The 18,062-nt window shown below is 64.6% G+C and carries 17 protein-coding genes; 5 read left to right on the forward strand and 12 right to left on the reverse strand.

Going from position 1 to position 18,062, the window contains the following annotated elements:
• The first annotated feature begins 107 nt into the window (after positions 1–107).
• Positions 108–968 (forward strand): urea carboxylase-associated family protein, encoded by an 861-nt coding sequence (locus ACOZK4_RS17670; protein WP_421593016.1) that lies wholly within the window; start codon positions 108–110, stop codon positions 966–968.
• 2 nt (positions 969–970) lie between these two features.
• Here the strand turns inward: ACOZK4_RS17670 and ACOZK4_RS17675 are convergent, their stop codons facing one another.
• Both ACOZK4_RS17675 and ACOZK4_RS17680 read right to left on the reverse strand, forming a co-directional pair.
• On the reverse strand, positions 971–1,609 hold the full coding sequence (locus ACOZK4_RS17675) for a glutamine cyclotransferase (protein ID WP_421593017.1): 639 nt from the start codon (positions 1,607–1,609) through the stop codon (positions 971–973).
• A 34-nt stretch (positions 1,610–1,643) separates the two neighbouring features.
• On the reverse strand, positions 1,644–2,864 hold the full coding sequence (locus tag ACOZK4_RS17680) for a helix-turn-helix domain-containing protein (protein ID WP_421593018.1): 1,221 nt from the start codon (positions 2,862–2,864) through the stop codon (positions 1,644–1,646).
• 350 nt (positions 2,865–3,214) lie between these two features.
• On the opposite strand from ACOZK4_RS17680, the gene ACOZK4_RS17685 reads away from it, so the two are divergent.
• A complete protein-coding gene (locus ACOZK4_RS17685; RefSeq protein ID WP_421593019.1) occupies positions 3,215–4,429 on the forward strand; it encodes an MFS transporter in 1,215 nt (404 codons plus the stop codon).
• Between the two features lie 19 nt (positions 4,430–4,448).
• Here ACOZK4_RS17685 and ACOZK4_RS17690 read toward each other — a convergent pair whose 3' ends face one another.
• The 8 genes from ACOZK4_RS17690 to ACOZK4_RS17725 all read right to left on the reverse strand — a co-directional run bounded on the left by ACOZK4_RS17690 (position 4,449) and on the right by ACOZK4_RS17725 (position 12,240).
• On the reverse strand, positions 4,449–4,610 hold the full coding sequence (locus ACOZK4_RS17690) for a hypothetical protein (protein ID WP_313531432.1): 162 nt from the start codon (positions 4,608–4,610) through the stop codon (positions 4,449–4,451).
• Between the two features lie 10 nt (positions 4,611–4,620).
• Positions 4,621–4,818 carry a hypothetical protein gene (locus tag ACOZK4_RS17695; protein WP_313531433.1) on the reverse strand — a complete coding sequence of 66 codons (198 nt, stop codon included), beginning with the start codon at positions 4,816–4,818 and terminating at the stop codon, positions 4,621–4,623.
• An 80-nt stretch (positions 4,819–4,898) separates the two neighbouring features.
• The gene (locus ACOZK4_RS17700; protein WP_421593020.1) at positions 4,899–6,098 is read right to left on the reverse strand and encodes a serine hydrolase domain-containing protein; all 1,200 of its coding nucleotides are present in this window, start codon (positions 6,096–6,098) and stop codon (positions 4,899–4,901) included.
• 29 nt (positions 6,099–6,127) lie between these two features.
• Complete coding sequence (locus ACOZK4_RS17705) at positions 6,128–7,750, reverse strand: dipeptide ABC transporter ATP-binding protein (RefSeq protein WP_421593021.1); 1,623 nt, start codon at positions 7,748–7,750, stop codon at positions 6,128–6,130.
• A complete protein-coding gene (locus ACOZK4_RS17710; RefSeq protein WP_421593022.1) occupies positions 7,747–8,592 on the reverse strand; it encodes an ABC transporter permease in 846 nt (281 codons plus the stop codon). The genes ACOZK4_RS17705 and ACOZK4_RS17710 overlap by 4 nt, the downstream gene beginning before the upstream one ends.
• 8 nt (positions 8,593–8,600) lie before the next feature.
• Positions 8,601–9,530 carry an ABC transporter permease gene (locus ACOZK4_RS17715; protein WP_421593023.1) on the reverse strand — a complete coding sequence of 310 codons (930 nt, stop codon included), beginning with the start codon at positions 9,528–9,530 and terminating at the stop codon, positions 8,601–8,603.
• A 65-nt stretch (positions 9,531–9,595) separates the two neighbouring features.
• Complete coding sequence (locus ACOZK4_RS17720) at positions 9,596–11,122, reverse strand: ABC transporter substrate-binding protein (RefSeq protein ID WP_421593024.1); 1,527 nt, start codon at positions 11,120–11,122, stop codon at positions 9,596–9,598.
• A gap of 236 nt (positions 11,123–11,358) precedes the next feature.
• On the reverse strand, positions 11,359–12,240 hold the full coding sequence (locus ACOZK4_RS17725) for a helix-turn-helix transcriptional regulator (RefSeq protein WP_313531441.1): 882 nt from the start codon (positions 12,238–12,240) through the stop codon (positions 11,359–11,361).
• Between the two features lie 398 nt (positions 12,241–12,638).
• On the opposite strand from ACOZK4_RS17725, the gene ACOZK4_RS17730 reads away from it, so the two are divergent.
• Positions 12,639–13,808 (forward strand): serine hydrolase domain-containing protein, encoded by a 1,170-nt coding sequence (locus tag ACOZK4_RS17730; protein ID WP_421593025.1) that lies wholly within the window; start codon positions 12,639–12,641, stop codon positions 13,806–13,808.
• A gap of 101 nt (positions 13,809–13,909) precedes the next feature.
• Positions 13,910–14,602, forward strand: a complete 693-nt coding sequence (locus ACOZK4_RS17735) for a GntR family transcriptional regulator (RefSeq protein WP_421593026.1) — start codon at positions 13,910–13,912, stop codon at positions 14,600–14,602.
• Positions 14,603–14,611: 9 nt separating this feature from the next.
• Here ACOZK4_RS17735 and ACOZK4_RS17740 read toward each other — a convergent pair whose 3' ends face one another.
• Together ACOZK4_RS17740 and ACOZK4_RS17745 are read right to left on the reverse strand one after the other, a co-directional pair.
• A complete protein-coding gene (locus ACOZK4_RS17740) occupies positions 14,612–15,997 on the reverse strand; it encodes an NAD(P)/FAD-dependent oxidoreductase (RefSeq protein WP_421593027.1) in 1,386 nt (461 codons plus the stop codon).
• A gap of 23 nt (positions 15,998–16,020) precedes the next feature.
• The gene (locus ACOZK4_RS17745; protein ID WP_313531446.1) at positions 16,021–16,389 is read right to left on the reverse strand and encodes a cupin domain-containing protein; all 369 of its coding nucleotides are present in this window, start codon (positions 16,387–16,389) and stop codon (positions 16,021–16,023) included.
• A 586-nt stretch (positions 16,390–16,975) separates the two neighbouring features.
• Here ACOZK4_RS17745 and ACOZK4_RS17750 point away from each other — a divergent pair.
• Entirely contained in the window at positions 16,976–17,995 is a 1,020-nt protein-coding gene (locus tag ACOZK4_RS17750; protein ID WP_313531448.1) for an amino acid ABC transporter substrate-binding protein, read from the forward strand.
• The last annotated feature ends 67 nt before the right edge of the window (positions 17,996–18,062 follow it).

Consider the following 18,062-nt stretch of genomic DNA (forward strand, 5'->3'; position numbering starts at 1 on the left):
TCAATCTTGTTGAACAATAATATTCATGTTATTCAACAAACGTGGATTTCTTCGGGGCAAGCGGCACCGTTCGGAGCGCGCCGCCGAAGAGGAGAGGGAGGATTTTCATGAAGCCGAAACCGATTACCCCGGCGCCTGCCGATGCCGACGCCCGCAAGGCGATCAAGCCGGTCGTCTGCTATCCCGTCGAGACGCTGCCGCACCCGGATCTTGTCAGCTATCGCGCGCTACGCGACGACCTTACGCTGGTTGAGACGGTGATCGTGCCGCCGCGCGAGGCGGCGACCTGGTCGGTACCGGCGGGGCATTTCTGCCGCATCGTCTGCTCGGAAGGCCCGCAGGTCGGCGACCTCAACCTCTTCAACGCCAACGATCTCAAGGAACGCCTTTACACCGGCAAGACGCGGGCGCTGAACGGCACCCATGTCGGCCTCGGCGACCAACTCTTCTCGAATTTTCCCTATCTGCGCCCCATCGCGACCATCACACATGACACGCTCGACTGGTACGGCTTCGACGAATTCGGCGGCGCGGTGCATGACGTGATCGGCACGCGCTGCGATCCCTATACGCACAATCTGCTCAGCCACGGCGGCCAGTACCACCATTGCTGCCATTCCAACCTGACGCGCGCCTTCGCCCAGAAGACCGGCATGGCGCCGCGCGAGGCGGAGACCTATGTGCATGACGTGCTGAACGTCTTCATGTGCACGGGCTTCACCCGCGACACCGGCCAGTATTTCATGAAGGCAAGCCCGGTGCGGCCGGGCGATTATCTGGAATTCTTCGCCGAGATCGATCTTCTGGGCTGCATGTCGGCCTGCCCCGGCGGAGACTGCTCGGCCGAACACTCTTCCGACACGGCGGCCTGCCATCCCATGGTCGTCGAGATCTACAAGCCCAAGGGCCTGCCCGCAGGCTGGGCGCCGCCGCCGGTCAACGGCTACGACGGCACCCACGGGCTTTAACCTCAGACACGTTCCGGACGGCGGACGACGCGGACCTTTCCGCTGCGTCCGCCGCCGCAGAAGAAGCGCTCGCCGCCATCGGATTCGAGGCCCGAGACGGCCGTGCCTTCGGGCATGACGAGCGTCTCCAGCACCGCGCCGGTCTCGGGATCGATCCGGCGGATGTCGCTCTCGTCCCCCTCCCAGGTGCCGTGCCAGAATTCGCCGTCCACCCAGGTGACGCCCGTCACCATGCGGTTGCTCTCGATGGTGCGGAGGATCGTGCCGGTCTGCGGGTCGATCTGGTGGATTTTCCGGCTGCGGTGCTCGCCGACCCACAGTGACCCTTCCGCCCAGGTGAGGCCGGAATCGCCGCCCTTGCCGGGGGCGGGAATGGTGGAGAGCACGGCGCCGGACGCGGGGTCGATCTTGTGGATGACATCCTCGGATATCTGGAAGAGATGGCGGCCGTCATAGGCGGTGCCGGCATGGGCGGCGAGCGCGATGGCACCGACCACCTCGCCGTTGTCGGGGTCGAGCGCATTGATCCGGTCGCCGACGGCAAACCACACCTTCTTGCCGTCATAGGTCACGCCGCCCACCTGTTCCACATCGGGGAAGGGGCCGTATTCGCGCAGGATCTGGGCTTGCGAAGTCGTCATCGTCATCTCCTATGGATCGTTGATGGTCGCAATCTTAGTCGCCCGGCAGCGGACCCGGGAGTAACAAGAGTGTCGAGAAGGCGCCTGGTGTCGGCGTGAGCCATCGCCGCGCCCGTCCGCTGCCGATCGCCTGCACCTTTCCCGCTGCCGAAAGCTGTTCCAGGGCGCGCTGCACGGTGCGGGCGCTGGTGCCGAGCGCAATGGCAAGCGCTGAACTCGACCATGCCTCGCCATCGGCAAACAGCGCGAGAATGTCGGCATGCGGCTCGTCCAGCGGCGGCACCAGCACGGTCACCGCCCGACCACCGCGCGGCGCCAGCACGAAGCCGTATTTGGTGGCCTCGATCCCGGCGAACGGCTCCAGTTCGGCGCGCAGCCGGCCCATTTCCACGCGCAGGCGGGCACGGTGCGATTCATCGGCATGGCGCGCGCGAAAGGCATTGAAAAGCAGTTTTTCCCGGCTGGCATCGCCGGGCAGGGCCTCGGCCAGCGTGCGCAGCAGGGAAAACAGGATCGGGCGCGTGGCAAGCGGCAGGATGGCCTCCTCGCAACGCACGACATAGCGGCAGGCATCGATGATCAGCCTTTTGCCGGCAAAGAGCGCTTCTACGTCGTCGGGCAGCAGAGCCTGTTCCGCGCCGCTGGCGATTGCCCGTGCCGCCGGCTTTTCCAGCACCGTCGCGGCCAGTTCGATTTCGCGCAGCAGGGCCGGGATGCGGGCTTGTCGGGCGGCATCGATCGCGCGCGCGAAGGCGGCCCGCGCCACTTTCGTGCGCAGCCGGCGGATGGCGATGCCGGCGGCGGCAAGTTCGTGAGCGGCGCGCAGCGGTGCGACGAGGGTGGCGGGATCGGTTTCGGCAAGCCGGGCGCCCGCTTCGTCCAGCCGGCCGATGAGCAGCAGGCGGCGAATGGCGAGCGTGCGGGCATGGGCGGCATTGAGGCTGTCGCCATGGGCGGCGAGTGTTTCGCCGGCGGCGTCGAGCGCCTTGGCCGGCCAGGTGAGGTCGCGGCTGGCGAGCGCGACCTCCGCCTCCGCCACGATACAGCGCGCCCGCGCCACCGTTTCGCGCGGGCCGAAGGCGCTGATGGCGCTTTTCAGCAGCGTTTTCGCCCGGTCGAGATCGCCGAGCTGCGCCATGGCGATGCCGCGCAGCGCAAGCGCCGGCGCATCGTCGCGCAGGGCCACGCGGTTCAGCGCGCCGAGCGGGTCGCCGGCGGCGAGCGCGCGGGCGGCGGCTGTGATCATCGAATCCATTGCATTCCCGTCACACTTGTCACTCCCGCCCGCGGAAGTCCGCCGCCTACTCTGGACTGGCCGTATCCGGGCAGAGCAAGGCGATCGTCCGAGGCGCATCAATAGATGGCAGCGCGATGGGTTTTGCGAAAGCGTAAAATTTCGCATGGCCGATGTCGGAAACGGCGAATGACAGCGTCTTCCAGAGAGGCAAGCAGGGAGACTGTGCTGATGTCTTCCTGCTTCAGCCCGCGTCGGGAAGGTGTAGAGTGCCCGCCTATCCTTGCTTTCGAGGCAAAGAATACGGCGCGCGATCAGTATCAGGTTTGGGGCGGTTCCGGCCGGGCCGGGCGACCGCGAAGGAGATGACAATGATCCATACGCATTATCGCTGGGTGATCGTGGCGGCGGGCGGCCTGCTCGGCTGCATCGCCATCGGCGCGATGTTCTCGCTGCCGGTTTTCCTTTTGCCTATTTCCAAGGATACCGGCTGGTCGGTGACGGGCATTTCCACCGCCATGACCATCGGTTTTCTCTCCATGGCCTTCGCCAGCATGGTCTGGGGCAGCCTGTCCGATCGCTGGGGGCCGCGGCCCGTCGTGCTGACCGGCTCGGTGCTGCTCGCTGCAAGCCTTGCGGCGGCGAGCGTTGCGACCTCGCTCGTGGCCTTCCAGTTCACCTTTGGTCTCGTCGTCGGGGCGGCCGCGGCGGCCGTCTTCGCGCCGATGATGGCCTGCGTCACCGGCTGGTTCGATACGCATCGCAGCCTTGCCGTCTCGCTGGTCTCCGCCGGCATGGGCATGGCGCCGATGACCATGGCGCCCTTCGCCGCCTGGCTGGTCTCCGGCCACGACTGGCGCACGTCGATGCAGATCATCGCGGTCGTTGTCGCCGTCGTGATGATCCCCGCCTCGCTGCTTATCAAGCGTCCGCCGGCACTGGAAGCAGGCAACGAGGCGCTTGCCGCGGCGGACGAGCCGCAGGGCGGCATGACGACGCGCGACGTGCTGCGCTCGCCGCAGTTCATCATTCTGTGTCTCACCAATTTCTTCTGCTGCGCCACCCATTCGGGGCCGATATTCCACACGATGAGTTATGCCATCACCTGCGGCATTCCGATGATCGCGGCCGTCACCATCTATTCGGTCGAGGGGCTTGCCGGCATGGGTGGGCGCGTGTTCTTCGGCCTGCTCGGCGACAGGTTCGGCGCCAAGCACATCCTTGTGCTCGGGCTTCTGGCGCAGTCCATCGGCGCGCTCGCCTATGTCTTCACCGGCGGGCTCGCCTCGTTCTATCTCGTGGCGGGGATTTTCGGCTTCATCTATGCCGGCGTCATGCCACTCTATGCGGTCATTGCGAGGGAAAACTTTCCGTTGCGGCTGATGGGCACGGTCATAGGCGGCACGGCCATGGCAGGCAGCCTCGGCATGGCGCTCGGACCGGTCGCGGGCGGGCTGATCTACGACACCTTTGCCAGCTATACCTGGCTCTATGTCGGCTCCTGTGGCATCGGCCTCGGTGCTTTCCTGATCGCGATGACCTTCAGGCCGATGCCCAAAACCCGCGAGGGGCTGGCGGCGGCCTGAACAGGAGGCGGGCGGTCGTTCAGGCCGCCCCCGCCGGATCGCCGATCGGCATCAGCGCGGGCTTCGTCGCCTGCTCGCGCTTGATCTTCTCGTCTTCCGTTTCCGGTTTCGTGTCGGTCTCGACCTCGCGGTTGTCGGGAGAGGAGGGCTTTGGCGTATTGTGTGCGTCGGTCTTCGTCATGGCCGTTTCCTTAAAAATTCAGGAACTGCTCGGGATCACGGCGCGCGCGCATCAGGAGATCGAGCTCCCGTTTCGAGGGGCCGAACTTTTCGAAAAGCCGCTTGGCCTCCTGCGCGGGCAGGTCATAGGCCGCACGAAAGGTTTCGATTGTGTAGCGCTCCCCCGAAAGCCTGCGGTGTTCGGGAAAGAGTTTGGACTGTTCCGTCATGTGCGATCACGCCCAATCATCATGGTACGGACCTTGAACCGGCAGGGGCTTCGATTGTTCCTGCCGGCGAATGGAAAAAATCAGGCGGTCTTGCAGAACTCCCTCAACGCATGGGCGGCGGCGAGCATGTCGAAGGTGCGGTCCTCGTTGACCGGCTCGGCGTCCGTCGAGAGCTTGATCATCGCGAATTCCGCTTCCGGGTCCATATAGAGATATTGGCCGAAAATGCCGAAGCACATGAAGACCGGGCTGTCGGGCGCCTCGATCCAGAACTGGTTGTGATAGGCGCCGTTCGGCAGTGCGCCCTGGCGTTCGTTGCCGAAGACCTCGTGGTCGGCGGACGCATTGAAGCTCTCGATCCAGGCCTTCGGCACGATCTGCCTGCCATGCGCCTTGCCGCCGTTGAGGAGCAGCAGGGCGAAGCGGGCGAAATCGCGCAGCGTGGCGTTGAAGCCGCCGTCGGCCAGCGCATAGCCGCCGCGGTCGAGCGTGATATAGGCGTCGTCCTCGGCGCCCATCGGCACCCACAGTTCCTCGCTGATCAGGTCGGCGAGGTGTTTTCCCGTCACGCGCTGCATGATGAAGGCGAGCACGTCCGTTTCGATGGAACGGTACTGGAACAGCTGGCCGTGCGGGCGCTCCTGCTCGGTGAGCTCAAGGATCAGCTGCCAGACGGTCATCGGCCAGGTCGGTTCGGTCGCCTCGAACCAGCCGCAGGCCTGCCCGAGCTTCTGCATATGCGAGCCCGGCGTGGTGTAGGATTCATCGAACAGCACGCCGCTCGTCATGTCGAGCACGTGCTGGACCTTGGCGCCGCGATAGCCGGTCGCCTCTAGCTCCGGCAGATAGTGCGTCACCGGTGCTTCCGGGTCGATGAGGCCGCGCTCCACGAGGATGCCGAAGACCGCCGAGGTGACGGATTTCGAGACCGACATGGCGAGGTGCTGGCGGTAGGGCTTCAGCCCGTTCATGTAGCGCTCGTCGATGACAGCGCCGCGGGACAGGACGAGGAAACCGTCCGTCGCGCATTCGTCCAGCCATTGCGGAACGGTTCTGCGGCCGGCGCGGGCCTCGAAGCTGACGCCGTCGATGTCGCGCTTGCGCTCGGGCAGCGGCAGGACGGAGCCGGGTCCGCGCCAGATCTGGGCGGTCGGCACCATCTCACGCACATGCTGGAAGGTCCAGCGGTGATAGGGCGGAAAATCCCATTCGCCGCGCGGAATGATCGGGGCGCCGGGGTTCTTCGGGTCGCGCCGCCACGGCTGGGTCGTGCTGTTCATAAAGGTCTCCAAAAATCACGTGCTGAAAATCAGCCGGCCACGAGGTCCGGCAGGCGATGGATCGAGGCGACGAGCTGTTGCGTATAGGCCTCGCGCGGATTGCCGAGCACATCCGCCGCGGGGCCATGCTCGACGATCTTGCCGGAACGGAAGACATAGACGCGCTGGCAGAAGGAGCTGACCACCGAAAGGTCGTGCGAGATATAGAGCAACGTCAGCTTGCGCTCGCGCTGGAGGCGGGCGAGCAGATCGAGGATCTGCGCCTGCGTCGTCACGTCGAGCGCTGAGGTGATCTCGTCGGCGATCAGGATTTCCGGCTTGAGCGCCAGTGCCCGGGCAATGCCGACGCGCTGGCACTGGCCGCCGGAGAGCTGGCTTGGCCGGCGGCTGCCGAATTCACGCTTCAGCTCCACCATGTCGAGCAGCTTTTCCGCCTCCTTGAGGGCGGTCGCGCGGTCGGCGAGCAGGTGGCGCCAGATCGGTTCGGCGATCGTTTCCAGCGCGGTCATGCGCGGATTGAGGGAATCATAGGGGTTCTGGAACACCATCTGCACCCGGCGGCGGAAGGCGAGCAGGGCAGCGCCCGCGAGGTCGCCGAGCGGCCGCCCCTCCAGCGTCACGCCGCCCTCGGTCGCGCGGTTTTGCAGGATGATGGTGCGGGCGAGCGTGCTCTTGCCCGAACCGCTTTCGCCGACGATGCCGACGGTCTCGCCGGCCTTGACGGTGAGATCGATGCCGTCGAGCGCCTTGAACGGTTCCGGCTGGCGGCGTTGCAGCACGTCGATGATGTCGCGTTTGACCGGGAAATGAACCTTCAGGCCCTTCACCTCCAGCAAAGGCGTTTCGGCTACCGCACCGCTCCAGCCGCTGGTCAGGCTCTTGCGGCCCGGCTGCGAGTTGACGAGCAGGCGCGTATAGGGATGCTTCGGGTCCGTCACCACCTGCCGCGCTTCGCCTTCCTCGACGATCTCGCCGTGGCGCATGACGACGATGCGCGAGCAGATATCGGCGAGCACGCCGAGATCGTGCGAGACGAAGGCGATGGCGAGGCCGCGCTGCCGGTTGAGGTCCTTCAGCAATTCGAGGATCTTTTGCTGCACCGTCACGTCGAGTGCGGTCGTCGGCTCGTCGGCGATCAGCAGGCGTGGGGCGCAACTGATGGCGGCGGCGATCATCACGCGCTGCTTCATGCCGCCCGAAAGCTCATGCGGATAGGATTTCGCGCGCATCGCCGGTTCGCGGATGCCGACATCCTCCAGGAGAGCTACCGCCTTATCCCAGGCGGCAGAGCGAGAGAGGCCGAGATGGCGGATCATCGGCTGGGCGATCTGGCTTCCGACCGTCTGCAACGGATTGAGGTGCGATGAGGGGTTCTGGAAGATCATCGAGAGGTCGCGGCCGCGCAATGCGAACCATTCGGCCGGGGCGAGGCCGGTGAGTGGCTTGCCGTCGAGACGGATCTCGCCGCTGACGCTGCCGGTCGGCGGCAGCAGGCCCAGCGCGGCGCGGCAGATGGTGGATTTGCCCGAGCCGCTTTCGCCGGCAATACCGACGATCTCACCCGGCGCGACGCGGAAGGAGACATTTTTGACGACCGGCGCCTTGCCGAAGGAAACGGAGACATTGGAAATGTCGAGCAGGGGATGGGTCATGCGGCGGCTCGCTGGCGGCTGAGATGGCCAAGGCCATCGCCGAGGAAGATGAGGCCGAGGCCGAGGCTGATGGCGGCAAGGCCAGGGAAGGTGCAAATCCACCAGGCTTGGCGCAGGAAGCGCGTGCCGTCGGAGATCATGACGCCCCATTCGGCAAGCGGCGGCTGCGCGCCCATGCCGAGGAAGCCGAAGCTCGCGCCGGCGAGCATGACGAGCACCGCATCGCTCACCGCATAGGCGACGACAGGGCCGAAGGCATTGGGCAGCACATGGCGGAACAGCGTGACGCGGTCGGAAAAGCCGAGGCATTTTGCGGCCTGCACATATTCGCTGCCGCGCACGGCCATCACCTCGGCGCGCAGCAACCGCGCATAGGTGATCCAGGCGACGAAGGCGAGCGCGATGAAGAAGTTGACGAGGCCCGGACCGAGCACGCCGACAATGGCGAGAACCAGCACGAAGAAGGGGAAGGCCGCCGTCAGGTCGTAGAGGCGCATCAGGACGGTGTCGATGAAGCCGCCGTAATAGCCGCTGACCAGGCCGATCGTCGTGCCGATGACGAGTGGCGGCAGGACTCCGGCCAGGCACATCAGGAGATCGATCCGCGCGGCATGGAGCACGCGCGAAAAGACGTCGCGACCGACCTGGTCGGTGCCGAACCAGTGCTCGGCGCTCGGGCCTTGCAGGGCGTGCACGATATCCACGGCATTCGGGTCGTAAGGCGCGATCCATGGCGCGAAGACGGCGATGAGGACCCAGAGGCCGACGAGGCTGCCGGCGACGACGAGGCCGAGCGGCAGCGGCGCACGTTCGGGAACGGAGGTGGTGGCGTCGATGGACATGGTTACTCCTAGAGGCGGGCGCGCGGATCGATCGCCGCGGAGAGGAGGTCGACGAGGAAGGTCACGGTCACGGTGGCGGCGGCGAACATCACCGTCAGGCCCTGGATGACGTGGTAGTCGCGCGCCAGCAGCGCGTTGATCATCAGGGTGCCGAGGCCGGGCACGGCATAGACCGTCTCCACCACGATGGTGCCGCCGATCAGGAAGGCGACGATGACGCCGAAGAGATTGAGCGTCGGCAGGATGGCGTTGGGCAGCACGGTGCGCCAGAAGATCTCGCTTTCGCTTGCACCCTGTGCACGGGCGGCGGTGACGAAATCGGCGGCCGATTTCTCGATCAGCGCGGCGCGCAGGGATTGCACCAGCACTGGCACGATCCAGATCGCCGTCGAGAGTGCCGGCAGGAAGAGGTGGTGCAGGTGACCGGTGAAGGTCTTGCCGTAGCCGGAGACCGGGAACCAGCCGAGGCTGACACCAAAGAACCGCGACATCATGATGCCGAGCCAGAAGACCGGGATCGCCATGCCGGCGACGCCGATCAGCCGGATGATCTGGTCCGTCAGGCTGCCGGGCTTGCGGGCACTGGCGATGGCAAGCGCGATGGACGGTGGCACGGCAAGCACGATGACATAGCCGGTGAGGAACAGTGTCGGCCAGAGATACTGGCCGATGAGTTCGGCGACGGGGCGCTTGTAGCGAAGGGAATCCCCGATGTCGCCGCTCAGGAGATTGCCGGCATAGATCAGGAACTGCTGCCATAGCGGCTTGTCGAGGCCGAGGCTCTGGCGGATGGCCTCGAGCGTTTCGGGCTTGGCGCGGTCGCCGGCGATCACCCGCGCCGGATCGCCCGGCACCATGTGCACCAGAAGAAAGGTGACGAGCGTGATGCCGACGAGCACGAAGACGAGCTGCAGGATGCGGCGCAGGATCATGTGCATGAAAAGGTCCCCGGATGCGGAAAAAAGGCGCGACGTCACGGGACGCCGCGCCAGCCTGGGAGGGATTATTCCTCGATGGTCATGTCCTCGAGCGTCCACTGCATGGCAGGGGTCAGCTTGAGGTTCTTCAGGCGGGTCGAATAGGCGACGGCGAAGGGCGCGTCGAAGAGCGGGATCTGGGCGACCTCGTCCGTCGCGATCCTGGCGATCTCGCGGTAGATTTCGGCGCGCTTCACCTCATCCGTCTCGCGCGAGCCTTCCTCGGTCAGCTTGTTGACGCGGTCGTTGTTGTAGAAGGTGTTGAAGGCGTGCGAATCGCAGGCGCCGCAGATGGCCCAGCGCACGGCGGTGTCGGGGTCCGTCAGCTCGTTCGTCCACCAGGTCGGCGTCGCGTCATAGGCGGCGGTCGCCGTGTCCGACCACCAGGTGGCGACGTCCACATTGACGATGACGGGCTTGAGGCCGATCGCTTCCAGCTGCGCCTGCATGAAGAGCGCGATCTGCTGCGTCGCCTGGCCTGCGGTGACCGGGATCTTCACTTCCTTGCCGGCCATGCCGGATTCGGTGATCAGCTGCTTGGCCTTCTCCATATCGGGCGCGAAAGCGGCATAGTCCTTGTCGTGATAGTCGAGACCGGAGGGCAGCACCGTGTTGGCGGGGTTGGCGAGGCCGGTCGTGACGATCCCCGTGATCGCCTTCTTGTCCAGCGCGTAGGCGGCGGCCTGACGCGCCTTCATGTCGGAGAAGGGCGCGCGGCTGTTGTTGAGCAGGATCGTGTAGATGACATGCGAATCCTCCATGCGCATGTCGAGGCCTTCGGTCGCCGCGAGATCGGCGGCCTGCGACCACTCGACTTCGCGCATCACGTCCACTTCGCCCGATTTCAGCATGGCGGCGGCGGTTTCCGGCTCGGCGACCTCGACGAGTTCCACCGTCGCGTCCAACTTCGGATAGCCCGTGCGCCAGTAGTTGGCATTCGGCGCCAGAACCAGCTTTTCGCCCGGCTTCCATTCCTTGACGGCATAGGGGCCGGACGTGACGGGCACGTCGGCGAAGGCCTGCTCGCCGCGCTTTTCGACGTCCGTCTTGGAGACGATGCCGGCATTCCACATCTCGAACTGGCCGAGCTGCGAGACCAGCGGGTTCTTGAGCTTCACGACGACGGTCTTGGGGTCCGTCACGGTAAAGGATTCCACCGCGCCGAAGGTCGAGGGCAGGGCGGATTGCGGGTCGGAGCGCACGCGCTCGAAGGAGAAGACGACGTCGTCGGCGGTGATCGGCGAGCCGTCGGAGAATTTCGCCTCGCGCAGGTGCAGCGTATAGGTCAGGCGATCGTCGGAAAGCTCCCACTTTTCGGCTAGGCCTGGCTCCAGCTCGCCGGTTTCCGTGTTGCGGTGCAGGACGCGGGCATAAAGCTGGCCGAAGGTCTCGATATTGCCGGCCGCCGCCGAGCGCGACGGATCGAGCGTCGTTGCCGGATAGGGCGATGCGATGCGCACCAGCGCCTCGGCATGCGCGGCAGCACTCATGCCCATCGTCGCGACACCAAGGGCGACGGAGGCCGCCAGCACAAGCTTGCTCAGTTTTCTCATGGTTTCTCCCCTTTATGGACGGCGGCACTCCCCGGCCGATGCGTCCTTCGAGGGGATTTTGTGATCTCAGATCACGTTCGTGTCAATGTAGATTTCGTGATTTGTGATCACAAAATTCCGGACAAAGCAAAAGGGCACTGCCTACCGAATCGCAAAATTTCTGAAAATTCAGGAGGTTCCGGCCCGATTCCACGAGGCGGGTCCGGCGGGAAAACTGACGCTGAAAAAAGACCGTTTCAGGCGCGCAGGATATCGCCCGTCAGCTTGGCGCGGCGTGTGAGGTAGCCGGCAAGCGGGTCGTCGAAGGCGTTGTCCGCCGAGCAGACGGCATCGAGGAACAGCGAAAACAGCGAGGCCTGAGAGGTGACGTCGAGCTTCGCATAGAGATTGCGGCGATGCAGTTTCACCGTCGCGGGCGCGATGCCGAGCTTGATCGCCGCCTCCTTGACCGAATGACCGCGCAGGATGAGCTGCACCACCTGGCATTCCCGGCCCGTGAGCACGCTGCGCCCGAAATTGCGCACGGCCTGCGCCAGCGCGCTTTGCAAGAGCGGCTCACCCTCCTGGCTGTCGGGACGAAGATCCCGATAGTGCCGCACGATGGCCTTCACGAGCAGCGGCGTTGCGGTGCGCAGGAATTTCAGGTCCTCACCGGTGAAGGCGGGGCGGGTGCTGCGGCGGGCCAGCGAGATGGCGAACTTGGTCTCCGCATCGAGGCTGACGAGCACGTTGATCTCGTCGTGCAAGCCCGAATACTGGTAGAATTCGCGGTAATAATCGCTGTCGCCAAAGCTGGCGTCGATCTGGCTCAACTGGTGCACGCCGTCGATCGTGTCCTCGAGCGTCAGCCGGTAGAAGGGGTCCATCCGGTAGTAACCCTGCAGGTATTGCTGGATGTTGGACATGCCGCGGTCGGTGCGCCAGTCGTTGAACAGGATTTTCGGCGCAAAGCCCTTGCGGTAGAGCAGCACGAGACTGGCATCGAAGGCGACGCGTTCTTTCAGGGCGTTCATGATGCGCTCCTGGAAATCCAGCCGGCCTATGCCCTCCAGCAATGCCATGGCGAGATCCGCGATGGCTGCGACCTGCCCGTCCTCACCCTGCAATTCGCTTGTCATCTCTTCCCCGCAGCCGATCCCGGTATCCGTGTTCTTGCCCGCAATTCTATGCGTGAAGCTTGCGTTTGTCTCGCGCCATCAAGAAATCCAGCCAACCCCATTGCGTGATCTGAGATCACAGTATAGCTTCGAAGTGCCTGCGGGGGAAGCTGCCTCCCGCAGGCATTCGCATGCCTGTTGCGGGGATGAAGCGTCGATATTCCGGGGGATGTCGGCCCGCTCCGGGGCGGCGAAGGGGTGGTGTCGGAAAATGCCTTGCATGAGGGGCCGGTAGAGCCGGGCGGAATGTCCTGCGGGTCTTTCGAGTTTCGCACGGAAACTTGCTTCGGTGATGCTGGCGGGCATATCGGGCGGGCGAACCGGCTCCACCCTTAGCAGCGGGAGAGAAAGGACAGAGCATGGTCGCCACGAGCGCCTTCGAACAGAGATACGGTTTTGCCCGCGATGCGGTGCGGCTCGGCAACTGGCGGCTGGCGCCGTTCAGCGCCTGGACCTACCAGAATGTCGGCGAACTCGTGCCCAGCGCCCATGTCTGGGGCGGTTCGGGCGGGGAGGAGACGCCGGAGGATGCCTCTGCGCTCGTCGCCGAGACCGTGTCGCTGCCTGATGGCGACGAGAAGATGGCGGATTTCCTCGCCCGCTCCCATGCGGATGCCCTGACCGTCATGAAATCGGGAAAGTTCGTCGCCGACTGGTCCGCGCCGACCATGGATTTCGGCAATCGCCACATCGCCTTCTCGATCAGCAAGTCGATCGTCGCGGTCGTCGCCGGTGCCTTGCAGGCGAACGGCCTGCTCGATCCGGAGGCGCCGGTGACGCGCTATGTGCCGGAGGCCGCCGGCTCGGCCTATGGCGATGCGACGGTGCAGCATGTGCTCGACATGGCCGTCGCCATCGATATCGACGAGGCCTATCTCGACCCGAACAGCCCGTTTGCGCGCTATCGCAAGGCCATGCTGTGGAATCCGGGCGGCGGGGACGAGGGGCTGCGCGATTTCCTCTGCACGATCCAGCGGCTGCCGGGCGAGCACGGCGAGATTTTCCGCTACCGCTCGCCGAACACCGACATGCTCGGCATCATCCTGGAACGCGCCTCCGGCCGCCGCATGCCGGATCTCTTGCGGGAAAAAGTCTTCGCGCCGCTCGGTGCGCGCGGTGCCGTCGCTATCACCGTCGATCGTGAGGGCAGCTGCCGCGCCTCGGCCGGCATCTCGCTCACCCCGCGCGACCTTGCCCGTTTCGGCGAGATGATGCGCCAGGGCGGCGTGGCAAACGGCAACCGCCTCGTGTCCGAGGCCTGGGTGGCCGATACGATCGGCGGCGGCAGCAAGGAGGCCTGGGACAGGAGCGATTTCGTCACCCTCTTCCCGAAGGGCCGCTACCGCAACAAATGGTACCAGACGGGCGAGGGCGCCTATTGCGGCATCGGCATTCACGGCCAGTGGCTCTATGTCGATCCGGCAACGGAAGTCGTGATCGTGCGCATGTCCTCGCAGCCCGACCCGGTGACCGATCCGTTCGACCGCGACAACATCGCCTTCCTCGCGCAACTGTCCCGCATGGTCTGATAACGGCACGCCCACGCCGGTTGCAGGACTTGCGCGGGCGCCGGCAAATCTCCTACCAAGGGCATTCCAGCAAGACGCGGCGCGGATTTCGAGGGGCGGACATGGCGAAGAAGGCGACGAGCATCACGGCGATCGAGGCCCCCGTGCCGATGCACGAGCAGGTCTACCAGCAGATCGTGCATGCGCTGATGGCCGGTCATTTCGAGCCGGGGCAGAAGCTGACCTATCGCAAGGTCGCCGAACAGTTCGGCACCAGCCCGATGCCGGTGCGCACCGCCTTCCAGCGCCTGCAGGCCGTGCGGGCGCTGAACCTGCTGCCGAACGGCAGCGTGGAGGTGCCGCTCCTGACGGTCGCCTCCTTCAACAGCCTGACGGAGGCGCGCATCGCCATCGAAGGCACGGCGACGGAACTCGCCACGCCGCGCCTCAACGGCAACAGCCTGCGCACCGTGCGCCACCATTGCAAGGCACGCACGGAGGCAGCCAAGGCCGGCGATATCGATCGCTATCTCGAAGCCAATTTCGACTTCAAGTTTGCGATCTACCAGCACTGCGGCAACGAATATCTGCTGTACATCATCGAAATTCTCTGGCTCCAGGCCGGCCCCTTCCTGCGCAAGCTGGTGGAGGGCACGACATTTACGCCGACCGAGGCGCTCGACGTCGATTTCCATGAGCGCATCATGGATGCACTGGAGGCCAAGGATGCCGCCCGTGCGCGGGACGCCGTGGCGCACGATATTCGCGAAGCCGGGCAGTTCATGCTGAGACATGCAAAGTTCATGGCCGGCTGAGCCGGCCGCTCAGTGCAGCGGAAAGCCCAGTGCCGAGATGAATTTCAGCCACGGCAGCCGCCATCCGCCCTTGGCATCCGCCGTATCAAGCGCATTCATGGTGATCTGCGCACCGAGCCAGCGGAACGGCTCCGGCGGCACGATGGACGGCAGCTGGGTGGCGAATTCCAGCCGGCTTTCCGGCAGCGTCGAGCCGGCGAGAATGTCGAGCGCGACGCGGGCGCCGAAGCGCGAGGCGGAGACGCCGAAGCCGGAATAGCCGCCGGCATAGACGACCTTGCCATCGAAATAACGCTGGAAATGCACGGCCATGCGGGTGGAAAGGTCGATGGCGCCGCTCCAGGCATGGCTGAAGCGCAGGCCTTCGAGCTGCGGGAACGTGTTGAAGAAGGCGCTCGCGAGCGGCGCATAGGTGTCGTATGCGCGGTCGATGGCGGGCGACGTGTCGCCGTTGAAGGCATAGGCGAGGCGGCCGCCGAAGATGATGCGGTTGTCCTTGGCGAGCCGCATATAGTTCATCTGCGTGCGCATGTCGTAGATGCCCTGCCGGTTGCCCCAGCCGATGGCGGCCATCTGGGCATCGGACAAGGGTTCGGTGGCGAGCACCCGGTCGCGGATCGGCACGATGCGGCGCTTGATGTGCTTGTGGCCGGCCATGAAGGCATTGGTGGCGAGCAGCACGCGGCCGGCGGTGACGGAGCCGTGCGGCGTCCTCACACGCATCTTGCCGCCGGTCTCCTCGATGGTTTCGAGCGGCGTGCTTTCGTAGATTTCGACGCCGAGTTCCAGCGCCAGCCGTTTCAGGCCCCAGGCGAGCAGGGCGGGATGCACGGTGCCGGCGACGTCTTTCGTCCAGACGCCGGCCTTGTAGCGCGGCGAGCGGATATGGTCGGCAAGCGCCGACTGGTCGAGGAAGACGGCATTGTGCCCGTATTTCAGATGCAGCGCGTGTTCGTCGCGCAGGCTGTCGATCTGGCTGTCGTCGATGGCGACGTTGAGTTCGCCGCCCCATTCGGCATGGCAGTCGATGCCGTTGTCGGCGATCGTCTGCATGAAGCCGTGCATGTTCTCCTTGCCGAGCACTTCCAGCGCGGCGATATCCTTGGGGAAGATACGGGCGGCATTGGACAGGCCATGCATGACCGAGGTGGAGACGACACCGCCGGGCCGGCCGGACGCGCCGCTGGCGACGCTTGCCTTCTCGATCAGGATGACGGTGCTTTCAGGTTTTGCCTGGCGGGCCTGGATGGCGGCCCACAGGCCGGTAAAGCCGCCGCCGACCACGAGCAGGTCGGCATTGCGCGGGGCGGTGAGGGGAGGCAGCGTTTCCGGCCGGTCGGGTCGATCCAGCCAGAAGGGTTCCATTTTCACGTCGGCGAGCGCTTTCGATGTCATGGTCTGTCCTCCCCGTCCGCTGCTTACTTGGCCGTCTGGAGGACGTAGATCTTGCGCATGGTTTCCAGCACCTCGAAGCGCACTTCGGTGGCCGGCGGCAGGATGTAGCTTTCGCCGGGACCGAAGGTCTCGACGGAGCCGTCCGGATTGGTCAGCGCGACCTTGCCCGAGACGATGACGGCATATTCGGTGCCGTTGGGATAGACGAGCATTTCGGCATAGGGCGTGCATTGCCAGGTGCCGATGACGAGCGAGCCGTCAGCGCTTTCGAAATGCACGTCACCCATCTCCTCGGCAAAGCCGGAGAGAATGGCTTCCGCCGGTACGACGCTGCACTTTTCCAGCGCATTGAGGCCAGTGCCGTCACGGCCGAGCTTGATGACTTTCGACATGAAATTCCTACCTTTGTTGAAGCATTTTCCCGCTTTCGCAGGGCATGTCCGTATTTGGCGCGCGGCCAAAAACTGCGGAATACGCCAAATGGGTAGGTGATCGGAGAGCGCCAGGACGGGCCCAAAACGACGACGGGGCCGGAACATTCGCGTTCCAGCCCCGCCCTCCGGGAGAATTTTCGGGTCTATCCAGCGCGATGGCGGCGTGCTCTTGGGCCATGGACCGCAAGTTTGCCGCGATAGAGCTTCATGGCCTCGTTCACTGCGCTTGTGATCGTAATTGTATACTATAGATTTTTCAATTGTATCTTTTACTCGTCGGTCAATGTGGTGGCACCTTTCCGCACGGCCTTGTAATGGTGCGGAAGGCTGAAAGCGGCATCTTTTGATGCAATTCCGTCATGTGATGATGTCGATTGCCCACGATTCTTTGTGCGAAATGACGAAGATTTTATATACGTATCTGTTGCTGTTGGATTTTTAGCATTGTACACAATTCAGGCGATCCGGGAGATCGCAATGTTGGCCGAGGTGCTGCTGGAGGGCGGTGCCATCGGTTCAACCAACACCCAATGGGAGGGGAAGCATGAAACAGGCACTTCTTTCGATCTTTGCTGCCGCACTCGGCTTGGCAGCTGCCGGCTCGGCCTCGGCCGCAACCACGCTCGAAACTGTCAAGGCGCGCGGCAAGCTCGTCTGCGGCGTTTCGCTGGCGACGCCGGGCTTTGCCGCCCCCGACGATAAGGGCCGGATGCAGGGCTTCGACGCCGACATCTGCCGCTCGATCGCCGCTGCCGTCTTCGGCGATGGCGACAAGGTCGAATTCGTCCCGACCAATATCAACACGCGCTTCCAGGCGCTGCAGTCCGGCGAGATCGACGTTCTCTCGCGCCAGACCACGCACACCTTCTCGCGCGACGCCTCGCTCGGCCTCGATTTCGGTCCGACGGTGTTTTATGACGGCCAGGGCCTGATGGTGCCGAAGTCGCTCGGTGTCACCAGCGCCAAGGAGCTGACGGAAGCCGCGATCTGCACGCTGCCGGGCACCACGACGGCGCAGAACATTTCCGACTTCTTCGCTGCCATCAAGGGCAAGTTCGAACTGGTCGTCTTCGAAAGCCCGGATGAAAACCGCGCCGCGTTCTTCTCCGGCCGTTGCGAGGCGATCACCTCGGACCGTTCGGACCTTGCATCGATCCGCGCCGTCGCCAACAACCCGGATGACTACGTCGTCCTGCCCGATACGATCTCCAAGGAGCCGCTGGCGCCGGCCTTCCGCCAGAACGATTCCCAATGGGGCGATATCGTTTCCTGGTCGGTCTGGATGCTGATGGCCGCTGAAGAGAAGGGTATCACCCAGGCGAATGTCGACGAGAAACTGAAGAGCGAGGATCCGGACGTGCAGCGCATGCTCGGCGCCACCGAAGAACTCGGCAAGATGCTCGGCCTCGACAACAAGTGGGGCTACAATGTCATCAAGAGCGTCGGCAATTACGGCGAAGTCTTCGAGCGCAATGTCGGCCAGGGCACCAAGCTCGGCATGACGCGCGGCCCGAACTCGCTGTGGAACGCCGGCGGCCTGATCTACTCGCCGCCGATCCGTTGATCGCTTTCCTTTTCTAAGCGATCACCCGGGCGCGCGCATGGCGGTGCGCGCGCCCTCTTCACTTCCT

This window comes from Shinella sp. M27, assembly GCF_049199905.1.
Classification (GTDB): domain Bacteria; phylum Pseudomonadota; class Alphaproteobacteria; order Rhizobiales; family Rhizobiaceae; genus Shinella.

Bases quoted from the DNA above. Each gene is read 5' to 3' on its own strand.
- ACOZK4_RS17725 (WP_313531441.1), bottom strand. From the start codon at position 12,240: ATGACAAGCGAATTGCAGGGTGAGGACGGGCAGGTCGCAGCCATCGCG.
- ACOZK4_RS17710 (WP_421593022.1), bottom strand. From the start codon at position 8,592: ATGTCCATCGACGCCACCACCTCCGTTCCCGAACGTGCGCCGCTGCCG.
- ACOZK4_RS17670 (WP_421593016.1), top strand. From the start codon at position 108: ATGAAGCCGAAACCGATTACCCCGGCGCCTGCCGATGCCGACGCCCGC.
- ACOZK4_RS17715 (WP_421593023.1), bottom strand. From the start codon at position 9,530: ATGCACATGATCCTGCGCCGCATCCTGCAGCTCGTCTTCGTGCTCGTC.
- ACOZK4_RS17675 (WP_421593017.1), bottom strand. From the start codon at position 1,609: ATGACGACTTCGCAAGCCCAGATCCTGCGCGAATACGGCCCCTTCCCC.
- ACOZK4_RS17730 (WP_421593025.1), top strand. From the start codon at position 12,639: ATGGTCGCCACGAGCGCCTTCGAACAGAGATACGGTTTTGCCCGCGAT.
- ACOZK4_RS17690 (WP_313531432.1), bottom strand. From the start codon at position 4,610: ATGACGAAGACCGACGCACACAATACGCCAAAGCCCTCCTCTCCCGAC.
- ACOZK4_RS17700 (WP_421593020.1), bottom strand. From the start codon at position 6,098: ATGAACAGCACGACCCAGCCGTGGCGGCGCGACCCGAAGAACCCCGGC.
- ACOZK4_RS17720 (WP_421593024.1), bottom strand. From the start codon at position 11,122: ATGAGAAAACTGAGCAAGCTTGTGCTGGCGGCCTCCGTCGCCCTTGGT.
- ACOZK4_RS17750 (WP_313531448.1), top strand. From the start codon at position 16,976: ATGAAACAGGCACTTCTTTCGATCTTTGCTGCCGCACTCGGCTTGGCA.
- ACOZK4_RS17685 (WP_421593019.1), top strand. From the start codon at position 3,215: ATGATCCATACGCATTATCGCTGGGTGATCGTGGCGGCGGGCGGCCTG.
- ACOZK4_RS17705 (WP_421593021.1), bottom strand. From the start codon at position 7,750: ATGACCCATCCCCTGCTCGACATTTCCAATGTCTCCGTTTCCTTCGGC.
- ACOZK4_RS17695 (WP_313531433.1), bottom strand. From the start codon at position 4,818: ATGACGGAACAGTCCAAACTCTTTCCCGAACACCGCAGGCTTTCGGGG.
- ACOZK4_RS17740 (WP_421593027.1), bottom strand. From the start codon at position 15,997: ATGACATCGAAAGCGCTCGCCGACGTGAAAATGGAACCCTTCTGGCTG.
- ACOZK4_RS17735 (WP_421593026.1), top strand. From the start codon at position 13,910: ATGGCGAAGAAGGCGACGAGCATCACGGCGATCGAGGCCCCCGTGCCG.
- ACOZK4_RS17745 (WP_313531446.1), bottom strand. From the start codon at position 16,389: ATGTCGAAAGTCATCAAGCTCGGCCGTGACGGCACTGGCCTCAATGCG.
- ACOZK4_RS17680 (WP_421593018.1), bottom strand. From the start codon at position 2,864: ATGGATTCGATGATCACAGCCGCCGCCCGCGCGCTCGCCGCCGGCGAC.